Raw genomic sequence first — 20036 nt, 5'->3', positions numbered from 1 at the left:
AGTGGCAAAGATGGCGGGAGCCGGTGCCGGCGGAGCAATCTTGCTTGCTGGCGTCCTTGCTGTTGCCGCGTATGCCGTGGCGGGCGATCCGCTGTCGAAGACCAGCCAGCCTGTGGCTGACGGAGCAAAGTTGCCAGCCTCCACGACTTCCGCCGCACAGGCTCATGTCGCCCTTCCGCTCACCCGGGACACCGCCACGCAAGGCAACGGACAACCGGCAGATCCGGATCCAGGCACGGACGACTTCGCTCGCTACTTCGTTTCCGGAAAAACTGTGCAGCTGGCGCCAAGCGACCTCGCCCTGTTGCGAACGCGTGGCTGGGCATGCCCGGAACTGGATGATCTGGGATTTCGTTTGGTTGCTGCCCAGGCTTCGGTGCGCAGCGGTCATGCAACTGTGGAACTCCACTTGAGCAACGGCAACCATAACGCCACGGTGGTTGAGGAGCATCCCCGCACCGATGCGGCCCGTCTAGGCAGCGATGCCTTGCAGGTATCCGGGGGAACGCCATGGCACGCTGTTTACCGGACACCCGACGCCGTGTTCACTTACGATTCCGACCTCCCAGCGGCGCAGGCCGACGATGCAGTTCCGGAGTTGATGCAAGCCGCTGATGCCCTGAACAACCCGTCGGAGTCCACTGCAAGGCCCTCGGAAAATGTGCTCGACCGGATTCAGCGTGGACTGCGCAGCATCGCAGGACTGGCCGGTTTCTAGGGCAGGCTAAGGACAAGGTAATCTTCGTAAAGTGTTCGGAATCAACGGCCCGGAGTTCCTCATACTGCTGATCATCGGCGTTCTAGTGATCGGCCCTAGCAGGCTGCCCGAATATACGCAGAAACTGGCCAATTTGGTCAAGGAAGTGCGCCGGATGGCGTCGGGCGCCCGGGAGCAGATCAAGGAAGAAGTCGGCATCGACATCGACCAGGTCGACTGGAAGAAGTACGATCCACGGCAATACGATCCGCGCCGCATCATCAAGGAAGCACTCCTCGACGACGATACAAAGCCCGTCAGTGAGGGCGCGCCTCAGCCGGCGGCTGTGGCCCCTGCTATTGAGCCGACCCCTCAGCGCACCGTCGAGCGGTTGCCCGTTGGTCAGGCTGCACCGTTCGATACCGAAGCAACCTGATTCCGTCTGAAGTTACGCTGCGCAGCAGCCTCCGAGGCTCCGCTGCACGGCAAGCGGAAAAGATCCGGCTACTTGGGCTGGATCCCCAGGGGCAGCCCGGCAAGGCCCCGTGGCCGGGCCGATAGCGTCTCCGCGATGTCGCCCAATGCGACAGCCGCCGGTGATTCAGGGGCTGCCAGCACTACGGGACGGCCGGCGTCGCCGCCCTCACGAAGCCGGATATCAAGGGGAATCTGGCCCAGCAACGGGACGGGCTTGGCAACTGTCGCGCTAAGCCTCTCGGCGAGGGCCGTGCCTCCACCGCTGCCGAACAATTCCATCGTGGTGCCGTCCGGCAGTTCGAGGTAGGACATGTTCTCTACTACGCCAACCAGGCTTTGTCCCGTCTGAGTGGCGATGGACCCGGCACGCTCGGCGACGTCGGCTGCGGCTGCCTGTGGTGTCGTGACCACCAGGATTTCCGCCTTGGGAAGCAACTGGGCCACGGAGATGGCGATATCGCCCGTTCCCGGGGGAAGGTCGAGGAACAATGCGTCGAGGTCGCCGAAGTACACATCCGTTAGGAACTGCTCCAACGCACGATGCAGCATGGGGCCACGCCACGCAACGGGTTTGTTGCCGCTGACGAACATCCCGATGGAGATGACTTTCACGCCGTAAGCCACCGGAGGCAGGATCATGTCGTCCACGCGGGTAGGCGCCTGGGTGATGCCCATCAGGGAAGGGACCGAGAAACCGTGCACATCGGCGTCGACGATCCCCACACGGAGGCCCTTTTCGGCCAGCGCACAGGCAAGGTTGACGGTCACGGAAGACTTTCCGACGCCGCCCTTACCACTTGCCACGGCATAGACCTTGGTCAGGGAGCCCGGCTCATTGAAGGGAATGCCACGGGCGCCTCCGGGACCGCGGAGCTGCTCTTTGAGGGCGTCGCGCTGCTCCTGCGTCATGACCTTGAGTTGGACGTCGACGGCGGTGACGCCCTCCACGTCGGCGAGGGCCGCCGTCGCGTCCTGGGTTATGGTGCCGCGAAGCGGACACCCCGCGATCGTGAGGAGGACCGTGACGGTGACGGTTCCATCCGGCGCGGCTTCGACCGAATCGAGCATGCCGAGTTCGGTGATGGGGCGGCGAAGCTCAGGGTCGATAACGGTAGCCAGGGCAGAACGAAGGGCTTCGGGGCTCGGGGTGGTCATAACTTGGTGGATTCAGCTTTCGGGGGGTGTGGTGCTTTTGACCTTGGGGATCTGCTGCGTGCGGGGGCTGCGCTTGTCCCTGCGCTCCTTGAGCTTCTCCTTGACCCGCTCATGGGGCGTTTCCCCGGCCTCTGATCGGGAAGCTTCGCTGGCGCGGAGTTCTTCCTGTGCTTCAAGGAGGTCTTCCAGCAGCGTTCGGATTTCGGCGCGAACGTAGTCGCGGGTTGCCACTTCGCGGAGCGCGATCCGCAGGGCCGCCAGTTCGCGGGTCAGGTATTCCGTGTCGGACAGATTGCGTTCGGCGCGTTGCCGGTCCTGTTCCAGCGACACCCGGTCACGGTCGTCCTGCCGGTTCTGCGCCAGCAGCAGCAGAGGGGCCGCGTAGGAGGCTTGAAGCGAAAGCATCAGCGTAAGCAGCGTGAATCCCAGGTCTTGGGAGTCGAACTGCCATTCCTTAGGGGCGATCGAATTCCAGCCTAGCCAGAACAAGCAGAAGATGGTCATATAGACGAGGAACTGCGGCGTGCCCATAAAGCGCGCAAAGGCTTCCGTTGCATTCCCAAACGCGTCTGGGTTGGGAGTCAGCTTAGGGATCAGCCGTTTGCGGGCGATGAGGGGTGTGTCGAGGCCGCTGAAACTGCCGCGGGACGCTGAATGCCGCTTCTTCGACGGAGTGTCGTCAGCCAATCCTGCCTCCCAGCTTCTTTACAGGGGCATTGTCCTCGTGGACACGCCAGTCATCCGGCAACAGGTGATCCAGCACGTCATCAACAGTCACCGCCCCCACCAGGCGGCCCGCGTCGTCGACGACGGGAAGCGAGTTGAGGTTGTACGTGGCCAATGCCCTGGCTACGTCGCTGATATGGGCGTGGTCCGACATAGGCTCAAGGTTCTTGTCCACGAGGTTGCCCAGGGCCTCGGGCGGCGGGTAACGCAGCAGTTGCTGGAGATGCACCACGCCCAGGAATCGTCCAGTGGGGGTTTCCAGGGGTGGTCGGGCGATGAAGATCGACGAGGCCAGCGCAGGGGAAAGCTCCTCACGGCGCACATGGGCCAGGGCTTCGGCGACGGTGGCTTCCGGCGGGAGGATTACGGGAACCGGCGTCATGAGGCCGCCGGCCGTGTCCTCGTCGTATTCAAGCAGGCGCCGGACGTCCTCGGCCTCGTCGGGCTCCATCAGTTGGAGGAGTTCTTCAGCCTGTGCGGAGGGAAGCTCAGCGAGGAGGTCGGCGGCGTCGTCCGGGTCCATTTCTTCGAGGACGTCGGCAGCACGTTCGACGTCGAGGGCGGACAGAATCTCCACCTGGTCGTCCTCCGGAAGTTCCTGGAGGACGTCCGCCAGGCGCTCATCCTGCAGTTCGCTGGCGACTTCGAGACGGCGCTTGTCGCTCATCTCCTGGAGGGCTTCCGCGAAGTCCGCGGGCTTGAGGTCCTCATGCGTTGCCAGGAACTGCGTAGCTGCCTGCGGTTCCGTACGGGGTCCCTGCAGGGCCTCGGACCAGTCGATGATCATGGTCTCGTTGCGGCGAAGCCGGCTGAGCGGGGACATCGAATGACCGCGCCGGACGAAGAGCTTGCTGACAAACCAATCCTTGGAGCGGTGCTGGTCTATGGCGATGTCCTCGATGGTGGCATCGCCGCTGCCGTCGGCCAGGGTGACGCGGCGGTCGAACATCTCTGCCACCACCAGGGTTTCCGCTCCCCGCTGCTGGAATCGGCGGAGGTTCACGAGCCCGGTGCAGATGACCTGCGTCTGATCGATCGACGTAATGCGAGTCATGGGGACGAAGACGCGCTTCTTGCCGGGGACCTCAACCACAATGCCCACAACATGTGGAGCACGCACGCCGCGGGAGAGGACCACTACGTCACGCAGCCGACCCAGCCTGTCGCCCAAAGGGTCGAAGACATCCAGGCCCAGCAGGCGCGCAACGAAGACGCGGGTTGGATTGGTGCTCACCACTACAGGCTACCGAGTCTGCTCTCTTTTAGCTGAATTTCAGGCGGTTCACATGACCATGGGTGAGAATGAGAATATGTCGAACATTTTTGGTGCCCCCAAGGCTTTGGAAGAGTCACGGAGCGTCCCCACGGGCGACACCGTTGGCTCTTACACCTCGTACCTGGATGCCCAGAAGGCGGTGGACTACCTGGCGGACCAGCAGTTCCCTGTTCAGTTGGTATCCATTGTGGGCAACGACCTAAAGATGGTGGAAAGGGTCACGGGCCGCCTGAGCTACCCCCGCGTGGCTCTCTCCGGCGCGCTCAGCGGTATGTGGTTCGGCCTGTTCGTCGGTGTGATGCTCTCCTTCTTCTCGCCCACAGGAGGCTATTTTTCCATCGTCACCTCGGTGTTGATGGGCGCCGCGTTCTTTATGTTGTTCGGCATCGTGACCTACGCGACGCAGCGGGGCAAGCGCGACTTCACGTCCACCAGCCAGGTAGTGGCAACCAACTATGACGTCATCGTCGCCTTCGAAGCGGCGCAGGAGGCGCGGAGGTTGCTCCATCAGCTCCCCATGACGCCGGCAGACGCATCGTCCGGTCCGGGCGGCTACACCCAGCAGGATCATCGGCAGGGTCCCTTCCAGCAGCCGGGCCCGGGTCCTGAGAACGGTCCGGAGCGTCCGTCCGGCTGGAGCGATCCGTACGGGCAGCGCCAGCAGGCGGGTGGCCCGGGCTACCAGGCCGGCCAAGCGCCGTCGCGTCCAACCCCGTCCAGCCGCTACCCGGACCTCCCGGATGGGCGGCCGCAGTACGGCCTCCGGGTCGAGGACCAGGCCCAAGCGCCCGGCCAGGCTGAGCCGGGCCATCCTGCGCCGGGCCACCCTGCGCCAGGCAACGCTTTGCCGCACGCCCAGGCGACGTCCGGTGAAGGGGGTTCCGAGAATGCCCACAGCGACAACGCCCACGACGCGGTTAACGGCGATGGACATTCCGAGGAGGGACGCGGGCAGGGGCGCCAGTAACAGCGGCAACACAGCAGGCATTAAAACGAGTGCGGCGGGCCAGATGGCCCGCCGCACTTCGTATTAAGCACCGTTCGGGGGCAACGCAGCCTCGTCAGGCGTGCGGAATACGTTCCTCTTCCTGATAGATGCCCGCCATCCATGCCTCGACGTCGTCGGCCTTGCGCGGCAGGGCGGCGCTAAGGTTGACCGGCCCGCCCGCAGTCATCAGTATGTCGTCCTCGATTCGGACACCGATGCCCCTGTACTCCTCCGGAATGGCAAGGTCCTCTGCCTTGAAATACAGCCCGGGTTCGATGGTGAACACCATTCCCGGGGTCAGGATCCCGTCCAGGTAGAGCTCCCTCTTGGCTTGGGCACAGTCGTGCACATCGAGGCCAAGGTGGTGGCTGGTGCCGTGCGGCATCCATCGCCGGTGCTGCTGGCCTTCGGGGCTGATGGCTTCCTCCACGCTCACAGGCAGCAGGCCCCACTCTGCCAGCCGCTCCGCCAACACGGCCGTGGCCGCGGCGTGGACGTCCCGGAACTTTGCGCCGGGCTGCGCGGCGGCGAAGCCGGCGTCCGCGGCGTCAAGCACTGCTTCGTAAACCTTGCGCTGCACATCAGTGAACTTGCCGTTGGCCGGCATGGTGCGCGTGATGTCGGCCGTGTACAAGGAATCCGCCTCAACCCCGGCGTCTACGAGCAGCAGCTCACCGGCGTTGATGCGGCCGGTGTTCCGCGTCCAATGAAGAACTGTGGCGTTGTTGCCGGCGGCGGCGATGGTGTCGTAGCCAAGCTCGTTGCCTTCCTCCCGCGCGCGGGCGAAGAAGGCCCCTTCAACAACGCGTTCGCCACGGTGATGGGTCAATGCCCGGGGGAGTGCGCGGACCACGTCGCCAAAGCCTTCCACCGTTGCCGCGACGGCGAGTTTCAGCTGCTCAACCTCCCAATCGTCTTTGAGCAGACGCAGTTCTGACAGGGCCTCGCTGAGCTTCTCGTCGAGGGTGTCCAGTTCGCTGAGGTCGAGGTTCTCCGGGTCCCTGGCTGTGTTGTAGCGGGCGGTGTCTACCAACGCGTCGATGTTTTCGTCGACCTTGCGGACGAGACGGATGGAGATCCCGCCGATCTCCGGGGCACCTACGCCCTTGGTGACAGCCGTCTCCAATTCGTCGATGTGGGCGGTCTCAAGCCCTAGGCGCGCCTGGAACTCGGCGAGCGTAGGCCGCGCACCAATCCAGAACTCTCCGGAGCGGGCGTCGGCGTAGAACTGTTCCGTGTCCCGGCCCGCCAGCGGGCGGAAGTACAGGGTCGCCCGGTGGTTCCCGCCGTCGTCGCCCGTTCCTTCCTCGACCGGTTCCAAGATAAGCACGGCGTCGGGCTCGTGGTCCAAACCCAGGCCAGTGAGGTGCGCGAATCCGGAGTGCGGCCGGAACCTGTAGTCGCAGTCGTTGGAACGCACCTTGAGCGGCCCCGCCGGAATCACCAGCCGCTCGCCTGGAAATTGTCCTGAGATCGCCCGACGGCGGGTGGCGGCGTGGTCTGCCACGGCATCCCTGGCAGGGGTCACCTGCGGGGCGGGAGCCCAATGACTGGCCATAAATGCCTTGAATGCGTCCGAAGTGGGCCGCTGGGAACGGTTGTTGACGCGCTCGGCCAGTGGCTGGGCAGAGGAGTGGTTGCTGTTGTCTGCATGGTTCACCGTCCCATGCTCTCACCCGCACCCGTCGCAGGCCACAGTCAGGCGTCCGGGCTCCCATGGACCGGAGGGCTTGGGGACTAGGCTTGATACGTGAGGATTGACCTGCATACGCACTCCAACGTCTCCGATGGCACGGAGTCGCCCGCGGCGGTGATAGCGGCCGCAGCGAAAGCAGGCCTGGACGCCGTCGCCCTGACCGACCATGACTCCACCGATGGCTGGGCGGAAGCCGCCGACGCAGCGCGAAGCCTTGGCATCGCGTTCATTCCCGGCATCGAGATCTCATGCCGTACCCGTGAAGGCATCAGTGTCCATCTGCTCAGCTACCTCCACGACCCGGCCCATCCCGGCCTGCTCGAGGAAATCACCAAAGCCCGGGATGCCCGCAGGGTCCGCGCAGAGCGAATGGTCACGCTCCTGGCCGAGGACTATCCCCTGAGCTGGGACGATGTGATTCACCACGTGGCGCCCGGGGCTACCGTTGGCAGGCCGCACATCGCCGATGCGCTGGTGGCCGCCGGCGTTGTGTCGGACCGCTCGGAGGCGTTCTCTTCCATGCTTGCCTCGCGGTCCCGCTATTTTGTCCAGCATTACGCGCCGGATCCTGTGCACGCGGTAGCCCTGGTGCGGGCCGCGGGCGGCGTTCCCGTGTTCGCCCATCCTGTGGCCTCCTCACGGGGCCGGGTGGTGGGCGAGGAAACCTACCAGGACATGATCAACGCCGGCCTGCTGGGACTGGAAGTCGAACATCGGGACAATCCGGAGCCCGGCAGGGAATTTCTCCGCGGTCTCGCCGCCCGGAACGGACTGTTGGTGACAGGGTCCTCCGACTACCACGGCACAGGAAAGCCCAACGTGCTGGGCGAAAACACCACTGCCCCTGAGGTCTTTGCGAGGATCGAGGAGCTGGGCACCGGCTCCCCGGTGGTGCGCGCCTGAGCTTCGCCGTCGAACCTTTATGGGTTCGACGGCTCCGCCGCATTGACTTGTTTCTACGCAGGAGTAATCTGTCGTTTGCTGGGGGAGCGGCTCTTCAGCCGCGCCAGCCAACGGTCTCGTCGAATGCTGTACGAACTACTGTCGACGGAGAAGCCATGTTCAAGAAATCACTTGCCGCTGCCGGATTGGCTGCGGCTTTTATGTTCATCCCGGCGGCCGCGAACGCGCTTGACTGCGGGAACGTCAGCAGGGCACCGGAGCCCTGTGGAGCCGTCTGTCCCGGCGGTCCCATCATCAAGGGAAACTGGGTCTGGCTGCCCAGTGTGTTCCCGGGCGCGGCCGAACAATGGGCGTTCGTTCCGCCTGGAACGCTGCAGCAGTTTGATCCCACGTTCCCTATCGGCCAGAAGGGTAACTATCAGAACGGTGCGGGCTTTGCGCTCCTGTTCAACGCGATTTGCGATTCCAACGGGCAGGTCCTGGTGGCGCGGCAAACCGACCACGGAATCCAGCTGCGGGATGCCTGCGCCGTTCCTTTCTGACCGTCCTCACTGTTGAGCCGCGACGGCGGAGCCTTCCTCCGCCGTCGCCAGCCTCACAAAGGCGGCCTTTTCCCCGAGCCGCTTCTGCATGACGTCCACAGCTGGCTGGTTGCTGTCAACGCAGACGAAACGGCGGCCGAGCTTGCCCGCCACCGCCCCGAGCGTTCCTGAACCGGCAAAGAAGTCGAGGCACCAGTCGCCGGGCCGGCTTGATGCCGCGACGATTCTCCGTATCAGCCCCTCAGGCTTTTGTGTGGGGTAGCCCGTCTTTTCCTTGCCCGTGGGCGAGACGATGGTGTGCCACCACACGTCTGTGGGAAGCTTGCCAAGTTCCCGCTTGGCCGGCGTGACGAGCCCGGGCGCCATGTAGGGTTCCCTGTCCACCTCGGCGTTGTCGAAGTGGTACCGGGCCGGATTCTTCACGTACACCAGGATGTTGTCGTGCTTGGTGGGCCAGCGGTTGCGGGCACGGGCCCCATAGTCGTACGCCCAAATGATCTCGTTGAGGAAGCAGTCCCTGCCGAAGATCGCGTCCAGCATGACCTTGGCGTAGTGGACCTCACGGTAATCGAGGTGCAGGTAGAGCGTGCCGTCGTCGGCCAGGAGGCGCCACGCCTCCAGGAGACGCGGCTCCAGGAAGGACCAGTAGTCGCTGAAGGCATCGTCGTAGCTGTGCAGCGAACCCTTGATGGTGTCGTAGGACCTGCCCTTGAAGCCGACGCGGTCGCCTTCTCCGCCGGCGTTGAACACCATTCGGGTTTCCTGCCGACGCTGCACCCTGCCCGTGTTGAAGGGCGGATCAACGTAGATGAGCGTGAAGGCACCGTCCGGCAACAGGGGGAGGAACTGTGCGTTGTCCGCATGAACCACCAGGTTGTTGCCGTCCGGCGCCCAGACAGAATCAGCCATGGAGGCCGTTATGCCTCAGGGTTTCCCGTGGGCGCGGCCGACTGCGTCGAAACAACTTCGCCGTTGCGGCGGCGCGTACGGGTACGCGTGCGGCGTGAGCGGGCCGGTTGCTCCGAGGCTGTCTCCGCTGCCGCTGCTTCTGGTGCGGCGGCCTCGGGTGAGGATGCCTCCGACTCGGAAGTACGACGTCGGCGCGTGCGTGTGCGGCTTGATTCGCTCTTCGGGGCCTCGCCTGAGCGGGCTTCGGCGGATCCGCCGCGACCGCGGCCCGAGCGCTTTTTCTTGCCTGTCTCGCCGAGGTCTTCCATCACTTCAGCGTCCACGCCAGCCAGCGTGCGACGCGCCTTGGGAAGCCGCCCCTTGGTGCCCTCCGGAATGTCCAGGTCGGTGTAGAGGTGGGGCGAGGAGGAGTACGTCTCTACGGGTTCAGGAACGTTCAGCCCCAGGGCCTTGTTGATGAGTGACCAGCGGGGGACGTCCTCCCAGTCCACGAAGGTGACCGCGGTGCCCTTGTTGCCGGCGCGGCCGGTGCGGCCTACACGGTGCAGGTAGGCTTTCTCATCCTCAGTGCACTGGAAGTTGATGACGTGGGTGACGTCGTCGACGTCGATTCCGCGCGCCGCCACGTCGGTGGCCACCAAAACATCGATTTTGTTGTTCCGGAAAGCTCGGAGCGCCTGCTCGCGCGCCCCCTGGCCCAGATCTCCATGGATTGCTGCAGAAGCGAAGCCACGGCCCACCAGTTCATCACTCAGCTTGGCGGCGGTGCGCTTGGTCTTCGTAAAGATGATCGTCTTGCCGCGTCCGCGGGCCTGGAGGATCCGTGCAACCACTTCGTCCTTGTCCAGGCTGTGGGCTCGGTAGATGAGCTGCCTGATGTCCTTCTTGGTGATGGATGCGTCGTCTGGGTCCGCCGCCCGGATGTGCGTCGGCTGTGTCATGTAGCGGCGCGCCATGGCAATGACAGGACCGGGCATCGTGGCAGAGAACAGCAGGGTCTGGCGAACCGGCGGGGTGGCGGCCATCAGCGTCTCGACGTCAGGCAGGAAGCCGAGGTCCAACATTTCATCCGCCTCGTCAAGGACAACGATGCGGACGTTCTTCAGGCTGAGGTGGCGTTGCTTGTAGAGGTCGATGAGGCGCCCAGGCGTGCCCACCACTACTTCGACGCCCTTTTGGAGGGCCTCGATCTGCGGCTCGTAGGCCCTGCCGCCGTAGATCGTGGCGATGCGTGCGTTGCGCTTCCGGGACGCGGACTGAAGGTCGTTGGCCACCTGAACGGCAAGCTCACGCGTCGGAACGATCACAAGTGCCTGCGGTGCGCCCGGAGTTGCCAGCTTGGCATACTCGGGGTCGTCCTGGCCGATGACCCGCTGCAGCGCAGGGATGCCAAAGCCAAGCGTCTTACCGGTGCCGGTCTTCGCCTGGCCAATGATGTCGTGGCCGCCCAAGGCAACGGGCAGGGTCATGGCCTGGATGGGGAAGGGGTGGGTGATGCCGGCATCCGCCAGCGACTCCACGATGTCGGCCCGGACGTTGTAGTCCGCGAAGGTCTTTTCCTCGATCTCGTGGGGCCGCTCGTCCGAGGTAATGGTCTCTTCAGGCTCGATCGACTCAGTGCCTGTTTCGTCGCTGAGCACTTCATGGGTGTGAAATTCACTCACAGGGAGTTTCCTTATTCATTTGGGCATTGGCGCCGCGTCCTCGACGGAGAGGCCTGGACCCGTCCGGAGGACGAAGGGACGCACAAGCTGTCCAGTGGAAGCCGATCGCGGGCTATCTAGAACTGGCACTGGTGACCAGCGGGCATTTCTCAAGATCGCGTAGGTGCGGGCTTGTTGACTTCGAAAATGAATTAATCAACGACCGGGCATCCATAACTACAGGACCAGTCTAGCCGGAGCGTGCCAAAAACCTCGGATTGTGGCTTATCCAAGGAGTTCGAAGGCTACATCCCTCGTGGCAATGTCCGCGCGCAGCAGGCGTACGCGAACCTTGGTTCCGGGCTCCAATTCACCCTCGCAGCGCGCTGTTACGGCCGGATCGGCGATCTGGATGACCCCGTACGGCACTTTTCCGTTTCCGTTGCCGTTGGTGCCGCCGGAGCCGTTGGCTTTTGAGGCCGAGATGACCACGGCGTCAAACTCCTGTCCAATGTGGTTGACCAGGAGCGCCGCCTCCACCGTGTCCAACGCCAGACGCTCCATCCTGGCCGCGAGTTGGTCCGACGCCGCCATGATCTCCGGCAGCGAGTGCAGCCCCTCCCGGGCCCAGTCCGGGATAGGGGTGTCGTTGCTCAGCGCCTCGCAGATCACCAGGACAAAACGGTCCACCAAGCGGCGTAGAGGCGCCGTCGTGTGGGCGTAAGGAGCACCGATGGCGGATTGGTCGACGTCGGCGGGCAGCTCGCCGTCGAACGGCGTGTACGAGGCACCTCGGAAGAGCATGCCGGCAGCGTGGAGGATGGCCAGTTGACGCGGATTCGTGGCGTCCAGGGTCCGCAGGTAGCCACCGTAGCTGATCTGCCCGTCCCACGGCTTGCCCAAGGCATCCGTCTGCCTCTTGAAATGCAGCAGGGACCGCTCATCGGGTGCCGGCATGGTGCGAAGGATGCCTACCCTGCCAGCCAGCATCAGCCGCGCCGCCTCCATTCCGGTAAGCAGCGAAATCTGCGCGTTCCAGTCCTCCACCGGAAGCGGCGGCGCCGCGACGATCCGGTACCCGCCGCCGTCGGGAAGCTGCACGATTTCCTGGTCCGGCATGTTCAGGCTGGCGCCCCCGCGGCGACGCTCAAGTTCCACGCGCTTGAGGCCCACCTCCCTGAGGAGCTGAATCACCGGGGGCGCGATGCCGGCATCCAGTTGGGCCTGGACGGACCTGTAGTTAAGCTTTGCCCGGCTCCGGACGATGCCGCGGCTCACGGTTGCGGACAACGCCTCGGCATCCGGGCCAAGCTCGAATTCCCAAAGGAAGGCGGCACATTCCTGGTTTGCCAGGAGGCTCCCGGCCTGCTCGCTGATGACTTCGGGATGCAGCGGTATGCGTCCGTCCGGAGCGTAGTAGGTCTGGCCACGCCGCCGCGTCTCCGCATCCAATGGACCGCCAGGCATCACAAAGGAGGGGACATCTGAGATCGCGTAGTAGACCTTGTATCCGTGATTGAGGCGCTCGATGTGCAGTGCCTGGTCCAGATCCGTGGACGACGCGGGGTCAATCGTGACGAAGGGGATGTGGGTGAAATCCTTACCCGGGAGTTCGTGCCCGCGGACCGCCGCCTCCGCGTCCCGGACAGCCGCCTCCGGGTAGTCCCCGGGTAGCTCCAACTCCGTCCGCAGGGCGGCCAGCGCCTGCGTGAGCTGGTTGCTCTGTTCGCTGACGTTGGGAGCTATCCGATGATGTGGCACGAAGTCAGGTTAGTCCGATTTCCGTGGTTAGTCTTGGTCTATGGGCACAACGCCAAGTGGTACTGCACAGGACAACATGTTCGTCGGGGCCTTGCTCGGCGCGATGGCATACGGTGAATTGTCCGCATTCGAACGGCTATCCGCAGACGCCAGGTATTCGCCCACCCTGCACGACAGGGCCGTTCTGTCCGGCATCGCGGTGGCCAAGTTCCGCCACTATGAAATGGTCAGCGGGCGGCTGGCTGAACTGGGCATCGACGTGGAGGACGCCATGCAGCCGTTCCAGGCCTCGGTTGACCATTTCCATCAGCGCACGCGGCCGGGGGATTGGTACGAGTCATTGACCAAGGCTTACGTCGTGGACATGGTTGCCGCAGACTTCTACGCCGGGGTTTCGGCCATGCTCGACGGCGGCACCAGGGAATTGCTGTCGGCCATCCGCAAGTCCGACGAGGCGACCCCGGTTCTCCGCCAGCTCCTCAAAAAGGCCCTTTCCGACGACCCCCGACTTGCGTCCCGGCTGTCCCTGTGGAGCCGCCGCCTGCTCGGGGAGGCCCTGACACAGGCGCAGCGCGTCGGCTTCGACAAGGACGTTCCGGCGTCGCTGACTACAGCGCTCGCCGAGCAACACGCCAAGCGGATGTCCGAACTGGGGCTCACCGCCTGAACTGCTTCAGGTATGTCCGACGGCGGACGCGATGCAGCGTTAGGCCGACGCCGGCCCCAGCGCCGCCAGCAGCTTTTCCGCAGCCTCCGTGGGGTCGTCGGCTTCCGTGATTGCCCGCACCACAACGACCCGGCTGGCACCGGCCTCCACTACCTGCTCCACGTTGCTGAGATCGATGCCGCCGATGGCGAACCACGGCAGCAGGACGCCGCCCACCATCTCCTCATCCGCTTTTTTGACCGCCCGGGCGGCGTAACGCACCAGATCAAGCCCGACGGCGGCCCTGCCGGGCTTGGTGGGCGTGGCCCACAACGGGCCAACACAGAAGTAGTCGAGTCCGCTGCGCGTTGGCGATGCGGCTATGGCGGCGTCCACCTGTTCGGGGGAGTGCGTGGAAAGACCAATCACAGTCTGGTCATGCAGCAGATGGCGGGCATGCCGAAGAGGCAAGTCCTTCTGGCCGATGTGGAAGACCGGGGCTCCCGAGATCGCGGCAATGTCAGCCCGGTCGTTGACCGCCCAGAGACGGCCGTGGCGGCGGGCCACGGCGTGCAGCACCTCAAGCAGTTCCAATTCCTCGGCTGCTTCGAGGCTTTTGTCGCGCAGTTGGATGATGTCCACGCCGCCGGCAAAGGCCGCATCGACGAAGTCCTCGAAATCGCCTTGCTCCCTGCGCGCGTCGGTGCACAGGTAGAGGCGGGCCGTGGTGTGGATCTCGTGCGGGGTCATGGACCAAGACTATGTCCTCTAAACTGGGGAGGTACCGCGGGAGCCCGGCAGGCGTAACAAAGCCGGGCTGAGAGGGCGTCAGAGCCGACCGCTTGACCTGATCCGGTTAGTACCGGCGTAGGGAAGGAAACCCATGACAGAATCCCGCACCGTGGACGGCTCCATGCCGGCACCGGGGATTCCGCTCCACGCAGACGTCGCAGTGATTGGTGGCGGAATTATTGGCCTTGGAATCGCCTGGGAGCTTCGGCGTTCTGGACGTTCGGTCGCCCTGATTGACCCGGCCCCGGGCGAAGGTGCCACGTACGCGGCCGCCGGAATGCTGGCGCCCGTCAGCGAACTCCACTACCAGGAGGAAGACCTCCTGGAACTCATGCTGGAGTCCTCGTCCCTGTGGCCGGAATTTGCCAGACGTTTGGAAGAAGCCACGGCAGAGGGCACTGGTTACAAGGCAACGTCCACCCTGGCCGTTGGCGCGGATGCCGCAGACCGGCGGGCACTCGCGGACCTGCGGGACGTTCAGCTAGCTAACGGCCTCCGGGTGGATCCCGTGATGGTCCGCGACGCCAGGACGCGCGAACCTCTGCTCAGCCCGCAGATCTCCTGCGCTTTTGAAATCCCCGCAGATCACCAAGTGGATCCGCGCCGTTCCGCCCGTGCGCTGATGGTTGCCCTGGCCGACCACTCACCCTCAGGGCGATCCTGGGTGAAGGGCGCGGTGTCAGGCTATGCCGTGCGGGAGAACGCTGAAGGCCTGCTGTGGCAGGACGGTGCTGTTCAGGGCGTTCGGCTTGCCTCCGGCGGGACGGTCCTCGCAACGGAAACCGTCGTGGCCAGCGGCCTGGGTGCGGCCGGGCTATCCGGCCTGCCTGCCGGCCGGCAGCTTCCCCTGCGACCCGTTTATGGCGACATTCTCCGCCTGCGGGTGCCCGACCATCTCCAGCCCCTGGTCACATCCACCATCCGAGGGCTGGTTCGCGGCTTCCCCGTGTACATCGTGCCGCGCGACAACGGAACCGTGGTGATCGGTGCCACACAACGGGAAGATGAGTTGTCGGCGTCGGGTTCTGCGGTCTCAGCGGGCGGCGTCTACCAGCTTCTCCGCGACGCCCAGACGCTGGTGCCCGCGGTCGCTGAACTGGAACTTATGGAAGCGACCGCCAGGGCCCGGCCCGGTACGCCGGACAACGCCCCCCTCCTAGGCCGGATGGCTGATTCGTCCGGTCGCGACATACCCGGCCTTGTGGTGGCTACCGGATTCTTCCGCCACGGTGTACTGCTCACGCCGGCTGCAGCGTCCATCTGCAGGCAATTGCTCGACGGAACCGTCGATCCGCGCTGGGAGAAATTCCGTCCAGACCGCTTCACCACCGCCCAAGACAACGCCTCAACTTTCCTTTCCGCAGTCAAGGACTTGGCATGAACACCACACAAGGATTAGCCATCAACGTCACCGTCAACGGTGAACGGCACGCCTTCGACGACGGCGCCTCCGTCACCACGCTTGTCACCCGTGTCACCGGCCGGGAACTCGAGGCCAGCGGCCAGGCGTCCGATGGCCGCAAGCTAGGTGTCGCCGTCGCGCTTAATTCAGAAGTGGTGCCGCGGAGCCTGTGGGCGACCACAGCGCTCGCCGACGGCGACCAGCTCGAACTCGTTACCGCAGTCCAGGGAGGCTGAACCATGACAACCACACGATCAGAAGCAGCAGCGCCGGAAATTGCGGACACGCTTGAAATCGACGGCGTGCAGTTAAACTCCCGCCTCATCATGGGCACGGGCGGCGCGCCGAGCCTTGATGGACTGGGCGCCGCGCTGGTGGCATCGGGTACGGAGCTCACCACAGTGGCCATGCGGCGCTACTCCACCGAGGAGACCGGCTCGCTTTTCCAGCTGCTGGTTGACCACAACATTCGCGTCCTCCCTAACACTGCCGGCTGTTTCACGGCGAGGGACGCAGTGCTGACGGCCGAACTGGCCCGCGAGGCCTTGGAGACCAACTGGGTCAAACTGGAAGTCATTGCCGATGAGCACACGTTGCTGCCCGATCCGGTGGAACTTGTGGACGCGACGGAACAGCTGGTCAACCGCGGCTTCACTGTATTCGCTTATACCAACGACGATCCCGTCCTTGCCCTGCGCCTGGAAAACCTCGGTGCCGCCGCAGTGATGCCGCTGGGCGCGCCCATCGGAACGGGCCTCGGCATCCTGAACCCGCACAACATCCAGGTCATCGTCTCCCGCGCCTCGGTGCCGGTAGTTCTCGACGCCGGCATCGGCACCGCCTCCGACGCCGCCCTCGCGATGGAGCTGGGGTGCGATGCCGTGCTGCTCGCCACGGCAGTGACCAGGGCCCAGGACCCGGTGCGCATGGCACAGGCCTTCAAACACGCAGTGGCCGCCGGTAGGCTTGCTAAGCAGGCTGGCCGCATCCCGCGCCGCGAGCACGCCTTGGCGTCCTCCGCAATGGAAGGCCGGGCCGAGTTTCTCTGACGCTTGACCGCATGCTCAACCAGGGGAGGCCCTTGTGGACGGCACCGAAGACATCCTGTCCCGGCAGGAAATCGACCAGGCGCTCCTGAAACTGTCGGATTGGCACTACCAACTGGGCGGACTCGTCACGGTCTACAAAGCGCCCACGTCCGTCGCCGCGCTTGAGCTGATGGCAGCGGTTGGACGCATTGCTGAGGAACGAAACCACCACCCGGACCTTGATTGGCGCTACAACCGCGTTTTTGTCCGCTTCACTTCGCATGATGCCGGTACCGCGGTGACCGCACGTGACACCGACGCGGCTGCGGCCACGAGCGTCGTGGCCGCATCGGTGGGCGCGTCGGCGGAACCCGGCCTGTACCGCACAGTCCGACTTGTTATCGAATCAACGGCTCCGGGAGTGATCGAGGAGGCCTGGAAGGCTGCCTTGGGTTACAGGCGCAGCGGAGAAGCATCGCTCGTGGACGCCCACGGCCGGGGGCCCGCCATCGAGCTGGTTTCGGGCGCGCAGGACGTGCCCGGAAGCGTGACAGTCGAAGTCCACCGGGGAGCGGACGAATCTGCAAAGGCCTTGCAGAAGGCCCTGGCGGCAGGAGGGTCAGTGGTCGCTGCTGATGGGCCAGGACCGGAGCCGGGAACCGAAGGGGAGCCTGCGCCCCTGAACTCGCCGGGCATGGATATGCTTCTCGACGACGGCCAGGGGCATCGGATCCATCTCTGTTCGTGATGCTCCAGGGGGTGGGCGCCGACGGCGGTGCGTCTTTGCCGCACGAATGTTCCGCTACAGCTTCAGGGCAGCCGTCAGCTTGGCGACGTCCGACTTGTGGCGCCGCCGTCCGAGCAGCATAGCCGCGCCGAAGGCAGCTGCAGACCCCAGGACAATGGGCAGGATCCAGGGAATCCAGCTCAATCCTGGGCGGTAGCCCAAGCCAGCCAGGATAAGTATCGTCCAGCTGATGGCCGTCACAGCCGAGCCAAGGCACGCCGGAAGCGCCACACCGTATGTAGTGTGGCGCTTATCGTTGGCCCATACGAGCATTCCGAGGGCAATGGTCGCAAGGACGGCGACTACAAGCGAGAGCATCGAGTCTCCTGAAACGGACGCGGCCCGGACCGTTTACTGGGCGCCGAAGCCCACGCGGCGGACTTCCTCGACCCCGATTTCCACATAACCCAGGACGTTCGTCGGGATGATCACCTGGCGCCCTTTGTCGTCAGTGAGGCGCAACTCAGTGCCGTTGGAGAGCGCGTCGCTCACGGCCTTCGCAACGTCGTCGGCATTCTGACCTGATTCCAGCACCAGTTCGCGGCCAACATTTTGAATGCCGATCTTGATTTCCACTTCGAGGCCTCCCAGGCTGTCGGATGTCGTCGATTTCTACAGTCCTATTTCTAGCCTAGGTCTCTTTGGGGAAGCGACTAATTCCGCGCCAAGCTAAACGGTAGATCAGGTCGCTGGCCACATCGAGGTCAAGGTTGCCGTTTGTTTCCAGCCAGTACCGGGCGCTGATCTGTGCCATTCCCGTGAGCCCGCGTCCCAGCAGCTGTGCCTCCATGGGCGGGAGCTTGGTGTCTTCCGCGATGACGGAGGCTACGGCATCCGAGAACGTCCGATTGAACGTTTCCAGCCTGGAGCTGACATCAGGATCGTTGATCAGGTCCGACTCGAAGACCAGGCGATGGGCCTGGTCGTCCCCCGCGATGAAGTGGTAGTAGGCGCGCATAACGGCCTTGACGCGTTCCTTGTTGTCCGTGGTCGAGTTCAAAGCCCCAAGCATGAGGTCCGTGAGCGCCGCAAGATGGCTGTCTAGCAGGGCCAAGTAGAGTTCCCGCTTCGACGGGAAGTGCTGGTAGAGCACAGGCTTGCTGACGTGGGCGGTGTCGGCGATTTCGTCCATGGCAGCCCCGTGGTAGCCGTTGGCCACGAAGACCTCCTGGGCAGCGTTCAGCAGCTGTGCCCGGCGTTCGTCACGGGGAAGCCGGGCAGATCGCGCCGATCCAGTCCTGGGCTGACGTGCCGATGCTTCTTGTTGTGCCCGTGCCTGCTCAGCCACAGTCTGCCGCCTTTCCCTTGCAGTTAAGACCACTTTACCCATGGGTAATATGACCCGGCGGCATTCAGGGGCATAGATTGAGAGCATGGCCACCACTTTTGCCCCCCAAAAGCCTGCCGTGTTGTTGCCGCCACTGGTGGAACCAGCTGACAGCCTGACACCCGAAGAAGTTGAGCGCTACTCGCGGCACCTCATTATTCCGGAAATCGGAGCCTTGGGTCAGCGCCGGCTGAAGAATGCCCGCGTGCTGGTTATTGGCGCGGGAGGGCTGGGCTCCCCGGCGCTCCTGTACCTCGCCGCGGCGGGTGTGGGGACCATCGGAATCATCGATGACGATGACGTGGATCTCAGCAACCTGCAGCGCCAGGTGATCCACGGCGTCTCCGACGTCGGCCGCCCCAAGATCGTGTCGGCACGCAATTCCATCGCTGAACTCAACCCGCTGGTCACGGTTGAACTGCACCCTGTCCGACTCGACACGGACAACGCCTTGGAGATCTTTTCCCGCTACGACCTCATCCTCGATGGGGCAGACAACTTCGCCACGCGCTACCTTGTCAACGACGCGGCAGCCATCTTGGGCAAGCCATACGTGTGGGGCTCCATCTTCCGCTTCGATGGCCAAGTCAGCGTCTTTTGGGACGCCTTCGGACCGAGTTACCGCGACCTTTACCCGGAGGCCCCACCGGCCGGCTCCGTCCCCTCGTGCGGTGAAGGCGGGGTGTTCGGCATGCTGTGTGCCGCCGTCGGGTCCCTGATGGTGACGGAAGCGGTCAAGTTGATCACCGGCGTCGGGCGGTCACTGCTGGGGCGCGTAGCGCTCTTTGACGCCCTGGGCGGCAGCTGGCGCGAAATCAAGGTTGCCAAAGATCCAGCCGCGCCGCGCATCACCGAACTGACGGACTACGAGGCTTTCTGCGGCGTGAGTCCCGCGCCGTCCACGGATGCGGACCACACTGTCAGCGCAACTGAACTGTCCACCATGCTCGCAACGCGGGCCCAGGGGGGAGCGGACTTCGAGCTCGTCGATGTCAGGGAACCGGGCGAGCATGACATCGTGAGCATCGATGGTTCCGTCCTGATTCCGCAGGGTCGGATCCTGGCGGGGGAGGCATGGGCGGAACTGCCGCAGGACAAGGACATCGTCTTCCACTGCAAGGCCGGAACCCGCTCCGCGAACGTCCTTGAGGCGGCCAGGAAGGCCGGGTACACCCGAGTAAGGCACCTCGACGGCGGGATTCTCGCCTGGGTTCGCGACGTGGAGCCAACCAAGCCCGTGTACTGATTGGGTGGTGTTTCGGCCTAAAGGCTGGACCAAGA

Annotated in this window: 22 protein-coding genes and 1 riboswitch; of the genes, 11 read left to right on the top strand and 11 right to left on the bottom strand. The window is 64.3% G+C overall.

Going from position 1 to position 20036, the window contains the following annotated elements; translation table 11 throughout:
- Position 1: 1 nt before the first annotated feature.
- The gene (locus LD110_RS05980; protein WP_225497106.1) at positions 2–718 is read left to right on the top strand and encodes a hypothetical protein; all 717 of its coding nucleotides are present in this window, start codon (positions 2–4) and stop codon (positions 716–718) included.
- A 31-nt stretch (positions 719–749) separates the two neighbouring features.
- Entirely contained in the window at positions 750–1133 is a 384-nt protein-coding gene (locus tag LD110_RS05975) for a Sec-independent protein translocase TatB (RefSeq protein ID WP_225497104.1), read from the top strand.
- A 68-nt stretch (positions 1134–1201) separates the two neighbouring features.
- On the opposite strand, the gene LD110_RS05970 is transcribed toward LD110_RS05975, so the two are convergent.
- From LD110_RS05970 to LD110_RS05960, 3 genes are read right to left on the bottom strand one after another with little or no spacing between them, the layout of a single operon-like run.
- Complete coding sequence (locus LD110_RS05970; RefSeq protein WP_225497102.1) at positions 1202–2329, bottom strand: Mrp/NBP35 family ATP-binding protein; 1128 nt, start codon at positions 2327–2329, stop codon at positions 1202–1204.
- 12 nt (positions 2330–2341) lie between these two features.
- Complete coding sequence (locus tag LD110_RS05965; protein ID WP_225497100.1) at positions 2342–3016, bottom strand: DUF1003 domain-containing protein; 675 nt, start codon at positions 3014–3016, stop codon at positions 2342–2344.
- Positions 3009–4289 carry a magnesium transporter MgtE N-terminal domain-containing protein gene (locus tag LD110_RS05960; RefSeq protein WP_225497099.1) on the bottom strand — a complete coding sequence of 427 codons (1281 nt, stop codon included), beginning with the start codon at positions 4287–4289 and terminating at the stop codon, positions 3009–3011. The genes LD110_RS05965 and LD110_RS05960 overlap by 8 nt, the downstream gene beginning before the upstream one ends.
- Positions 4290–4365: 76 nt before the next feature.
- Here LD110_RS05960 and LD110_RS05955 point away from each other — a divergent pair, with 76 nt between their 5' ends.
- Positions 4366–5298, top strand: a complete 933-nt coding sequence (locus LD110_RS05955) for a general stress protein (RefSeq protein ID WP_225497097.1) — start codon at positions 4366–4368, stop codon at positions 5296–5298.
- 94 nt (positions 5299–5392) lie between these two features.
- On the opposite strand, the gene LD110_RS05950 is transcribed toward LD110_RS05955, so the two are convergent.
- Positions 5393–6979, bottom strand: a complete 1587-nt coding sequence (locus LD110_RS05950) for an aminopeptidase P family protein (protein WP_225497095.1) — start codon at positions 6977–6979, stop codon at positions 5393–5395.
- A gap of 90 nt (positions 6980–7069) precedes the next feature.
- Between LD110_RS05950 and LD110_RS05945 the strand changes: the two genes are divergently transcribed.
- Together LD110_RS05945 and LD110_RS05940 are read left to right on the top strand one after the other, a co-directional pair.
- A complete protein-coding gene (locus LD110_RS05945) occupies positions 7070–7918 on the top strand; it encodes a PHP domain-containing protein (protein WP_225497093.1) in 849 nt (282 codons plus the stop codon).
- 155 nt (positions 7919–8073) lie between these two features.
- Entirely contained in the window at positions 8074–8460 is a 387-nt protein-coding gene (locus tag LD110_RS05940; protein ID WP_225497091.1) for a hypothetical protein, read from the top strand.
- Positions 8461–8466: 6 nt separating this feature from the next.
- On the opposite strand, the gene LD110_RS05935 is transcribed toward LD110_RS05940, so the two are convergent.
- From LD110_RS05935 to LD110_RS05925, 3 genes are all read right to left on the bottom strand, one after another.
- Positions 8467–9369, bottom strand: a complete 903-nt coding sequence (locus tag LD110_RS05935) for a site-specific DNA-methyltransferase (protein ID WP_225497090.1) — start codon at positions 9367–9369, stop codon at positions 8467–8469.
- An 8-nt stretch (positions 9370–9377) separates the two neighbouring features.
- Complete coding sequence (locus LD110_RS05930) at positions 9378–11033, bottom strand: DEAD/DEAH box helicase (protein ID WP_225497088.1); 1656 nt, start codon at positions 11031–11033, stop codon at positions 9378–9380.
- Positions 11034–11297: 264 nt separating this feature from the next.
- Positions 11298–12773: an RNB domain-containing ribonuclease gene (locus LD110_RS05925; RefSeq protein WP_225497086.1), complete on the bottom strand. Its 1476-nt coding sequence runs from the start codon at positions 12771–12773 to the stop codon at positions 11298–11300.
- A 40-nt stretch (positions 12774–12813) separates the two neighbouring features.
- Here LD110_RS05925 and LD110_RS05920 point away from each other — a divergent pair, with 40 nt between their 5' ends.
- Complete coding sequence (locus LD110_RS05920; RefSeq protein ID WP_225497084.1) at positions 12814–13440, top strand: ferritin-like fold-containing protein; 627 nt, start codon at positions 12814–12816, stop codon at positions 13438–13440.
- Between the two features lie 39 nt (positions 13441–13479).
- Here LD110_RS05920 and thiE read toward each other — a convergent pair whose 3' ends face one another.
- A complete protein-coding gene (gene thiE / locus LD110_RS05915) occupies positions 13480–14169 on the bottom strand; it encodes a thiamine phosphate synthase (protein ID WP_225497082.1) in 690 nt (229 codons plus the stop codon).
- A 26-nt stretch (positions 14170–14195) separates the two neighbouring features.
- A riboswitch (TPP riboswitch) is annotated at positions 14196–14311 on the top strand.
- Between thiE and thiO the strand changes: the two genes are divergently transcribed.
- The 4 genes from thiO (at position 14303) to LD110_RS05895 (ending at position 17389) form a co-directional block, all read left to right on the top strand.
- Positions 14303–15592 carry a glycine oxidase ThiO gene (thiO, locus tag LD110_RS05910; protein WP_225497080.1) on the top strand — a complete coding sequence of 430 codons (1290 nt, stop codon included), beginning with the start codon at positions 14303–14305 and terminating at the stop codon, positions 15590–15592. (Overlaps the previous riboswitch by 9 nt.)
- Positions 15593–15612: 20 nt before the next feature.
- Positions 15613–15849 (top strand): sulfur carrier protein ThiS, encoded by a 237-nt coding sequence (gene thiS, locus LD110_RS05905; protein WP_225497349.1) that lies wholly within the window; start codon positions 15613–15615, stop codon positions 15847–15849.
- 3 nt (positions 15850–15852) lie between these two features.
- A complete protein-coding gene (locus LD110_RS05900) occupies positions 15853–16662 on the top strand; it encodes a thiazole synthase (RefSeq protein WP_225497078.1) in 810 nt (269 codons plus the stop codon).
- Positions 16663–16696: 34 nt separating this feature from the next.
- A complete protein-coding gene (locus LD110_RS05895; protein WP_225497076.1) occupies positions 16697–17389 on the top strand; it encodes a 4a-hydroxytetrahydrobiopterin dehydratase in 693 nt (230 codons plus the stop codon).
- 54 nt (positions 17390–17443) lie between these two features.
- On the opposite strand, the gene LD110_RS05890 is transcribed toward LD110_RS05895, so the two are convergent.
- The 3 genes from LD110_RS05890 to LD110_RS05880 are packed head-to-tail and all read right to left on the bottom strand — an operon-like array spanning position 17444 to position 18716.
- The gene (locus LD110_RS05890) at positions 17444–17746 is read right to left on the bottom strand and encodes a hypothetical protein (protein WP_225497074.1); all 303 of its coding nucleotides are present in this window, start codon (positions 17744–17746) and stop codon (positions 17444–17446) included.
- Between the two features lie 33 nt (positions 17747–17779).
- On the bottom strand, positions 17780–18004 hold the full coding sequence (locus LD110_RS05885; RefSeq protein WP_225497072.1) for a DUF3107 domain-containing protein: 225 nt from the start codon (positions 18002–18004) through the stop codon (positions 17780–17782).
- A 55-nt stretch (positions 18005–18059) separates the two neighbouring features.
- Entirely contained in the window at positions 18060–18716 is a 657-nt protein-coding gene (locus tag LD110_RS05880) for a TetR/AcrR family transcriptional regulator (RefSeq protein ID WP_225497070.1), read from the bottom strand.
- A gap of 85 nt (positions 18717–18801) precedes the next feature.
- Between LD110_RS05880 and moeB the strand changes: the two genes are divergently transcribed.
- Positions 18802–20001: a molybdopterin-synthase adenylyltransferase MoeB gene (gene moeB / locus LD110_RS05875; RefSeq protein WP_225497068.1), complete on the top strand. Its 1200-nt coding sequence runs from the start codon at positions 18802–18804 to the stop codon at positions 19999–20001.
- The last annotated feature ends 35 nt before the right edge of the window (positions 20002–20036 follow it).

The organism is Arthrobacter sp. M4, assembly GCF_020251205.1.
In the GTDB taxonomy this organism is placed as follows: domain Bacteria; phylum Actinomycetota; class Actinomycetes; order Actinomycetales; family Micrococcaceae; genus Arthrobacter.
Note: the sequence above shows the minus strand (reverse complement) of the source record. Positions and strands in the feature narration are given on the sequence as shown.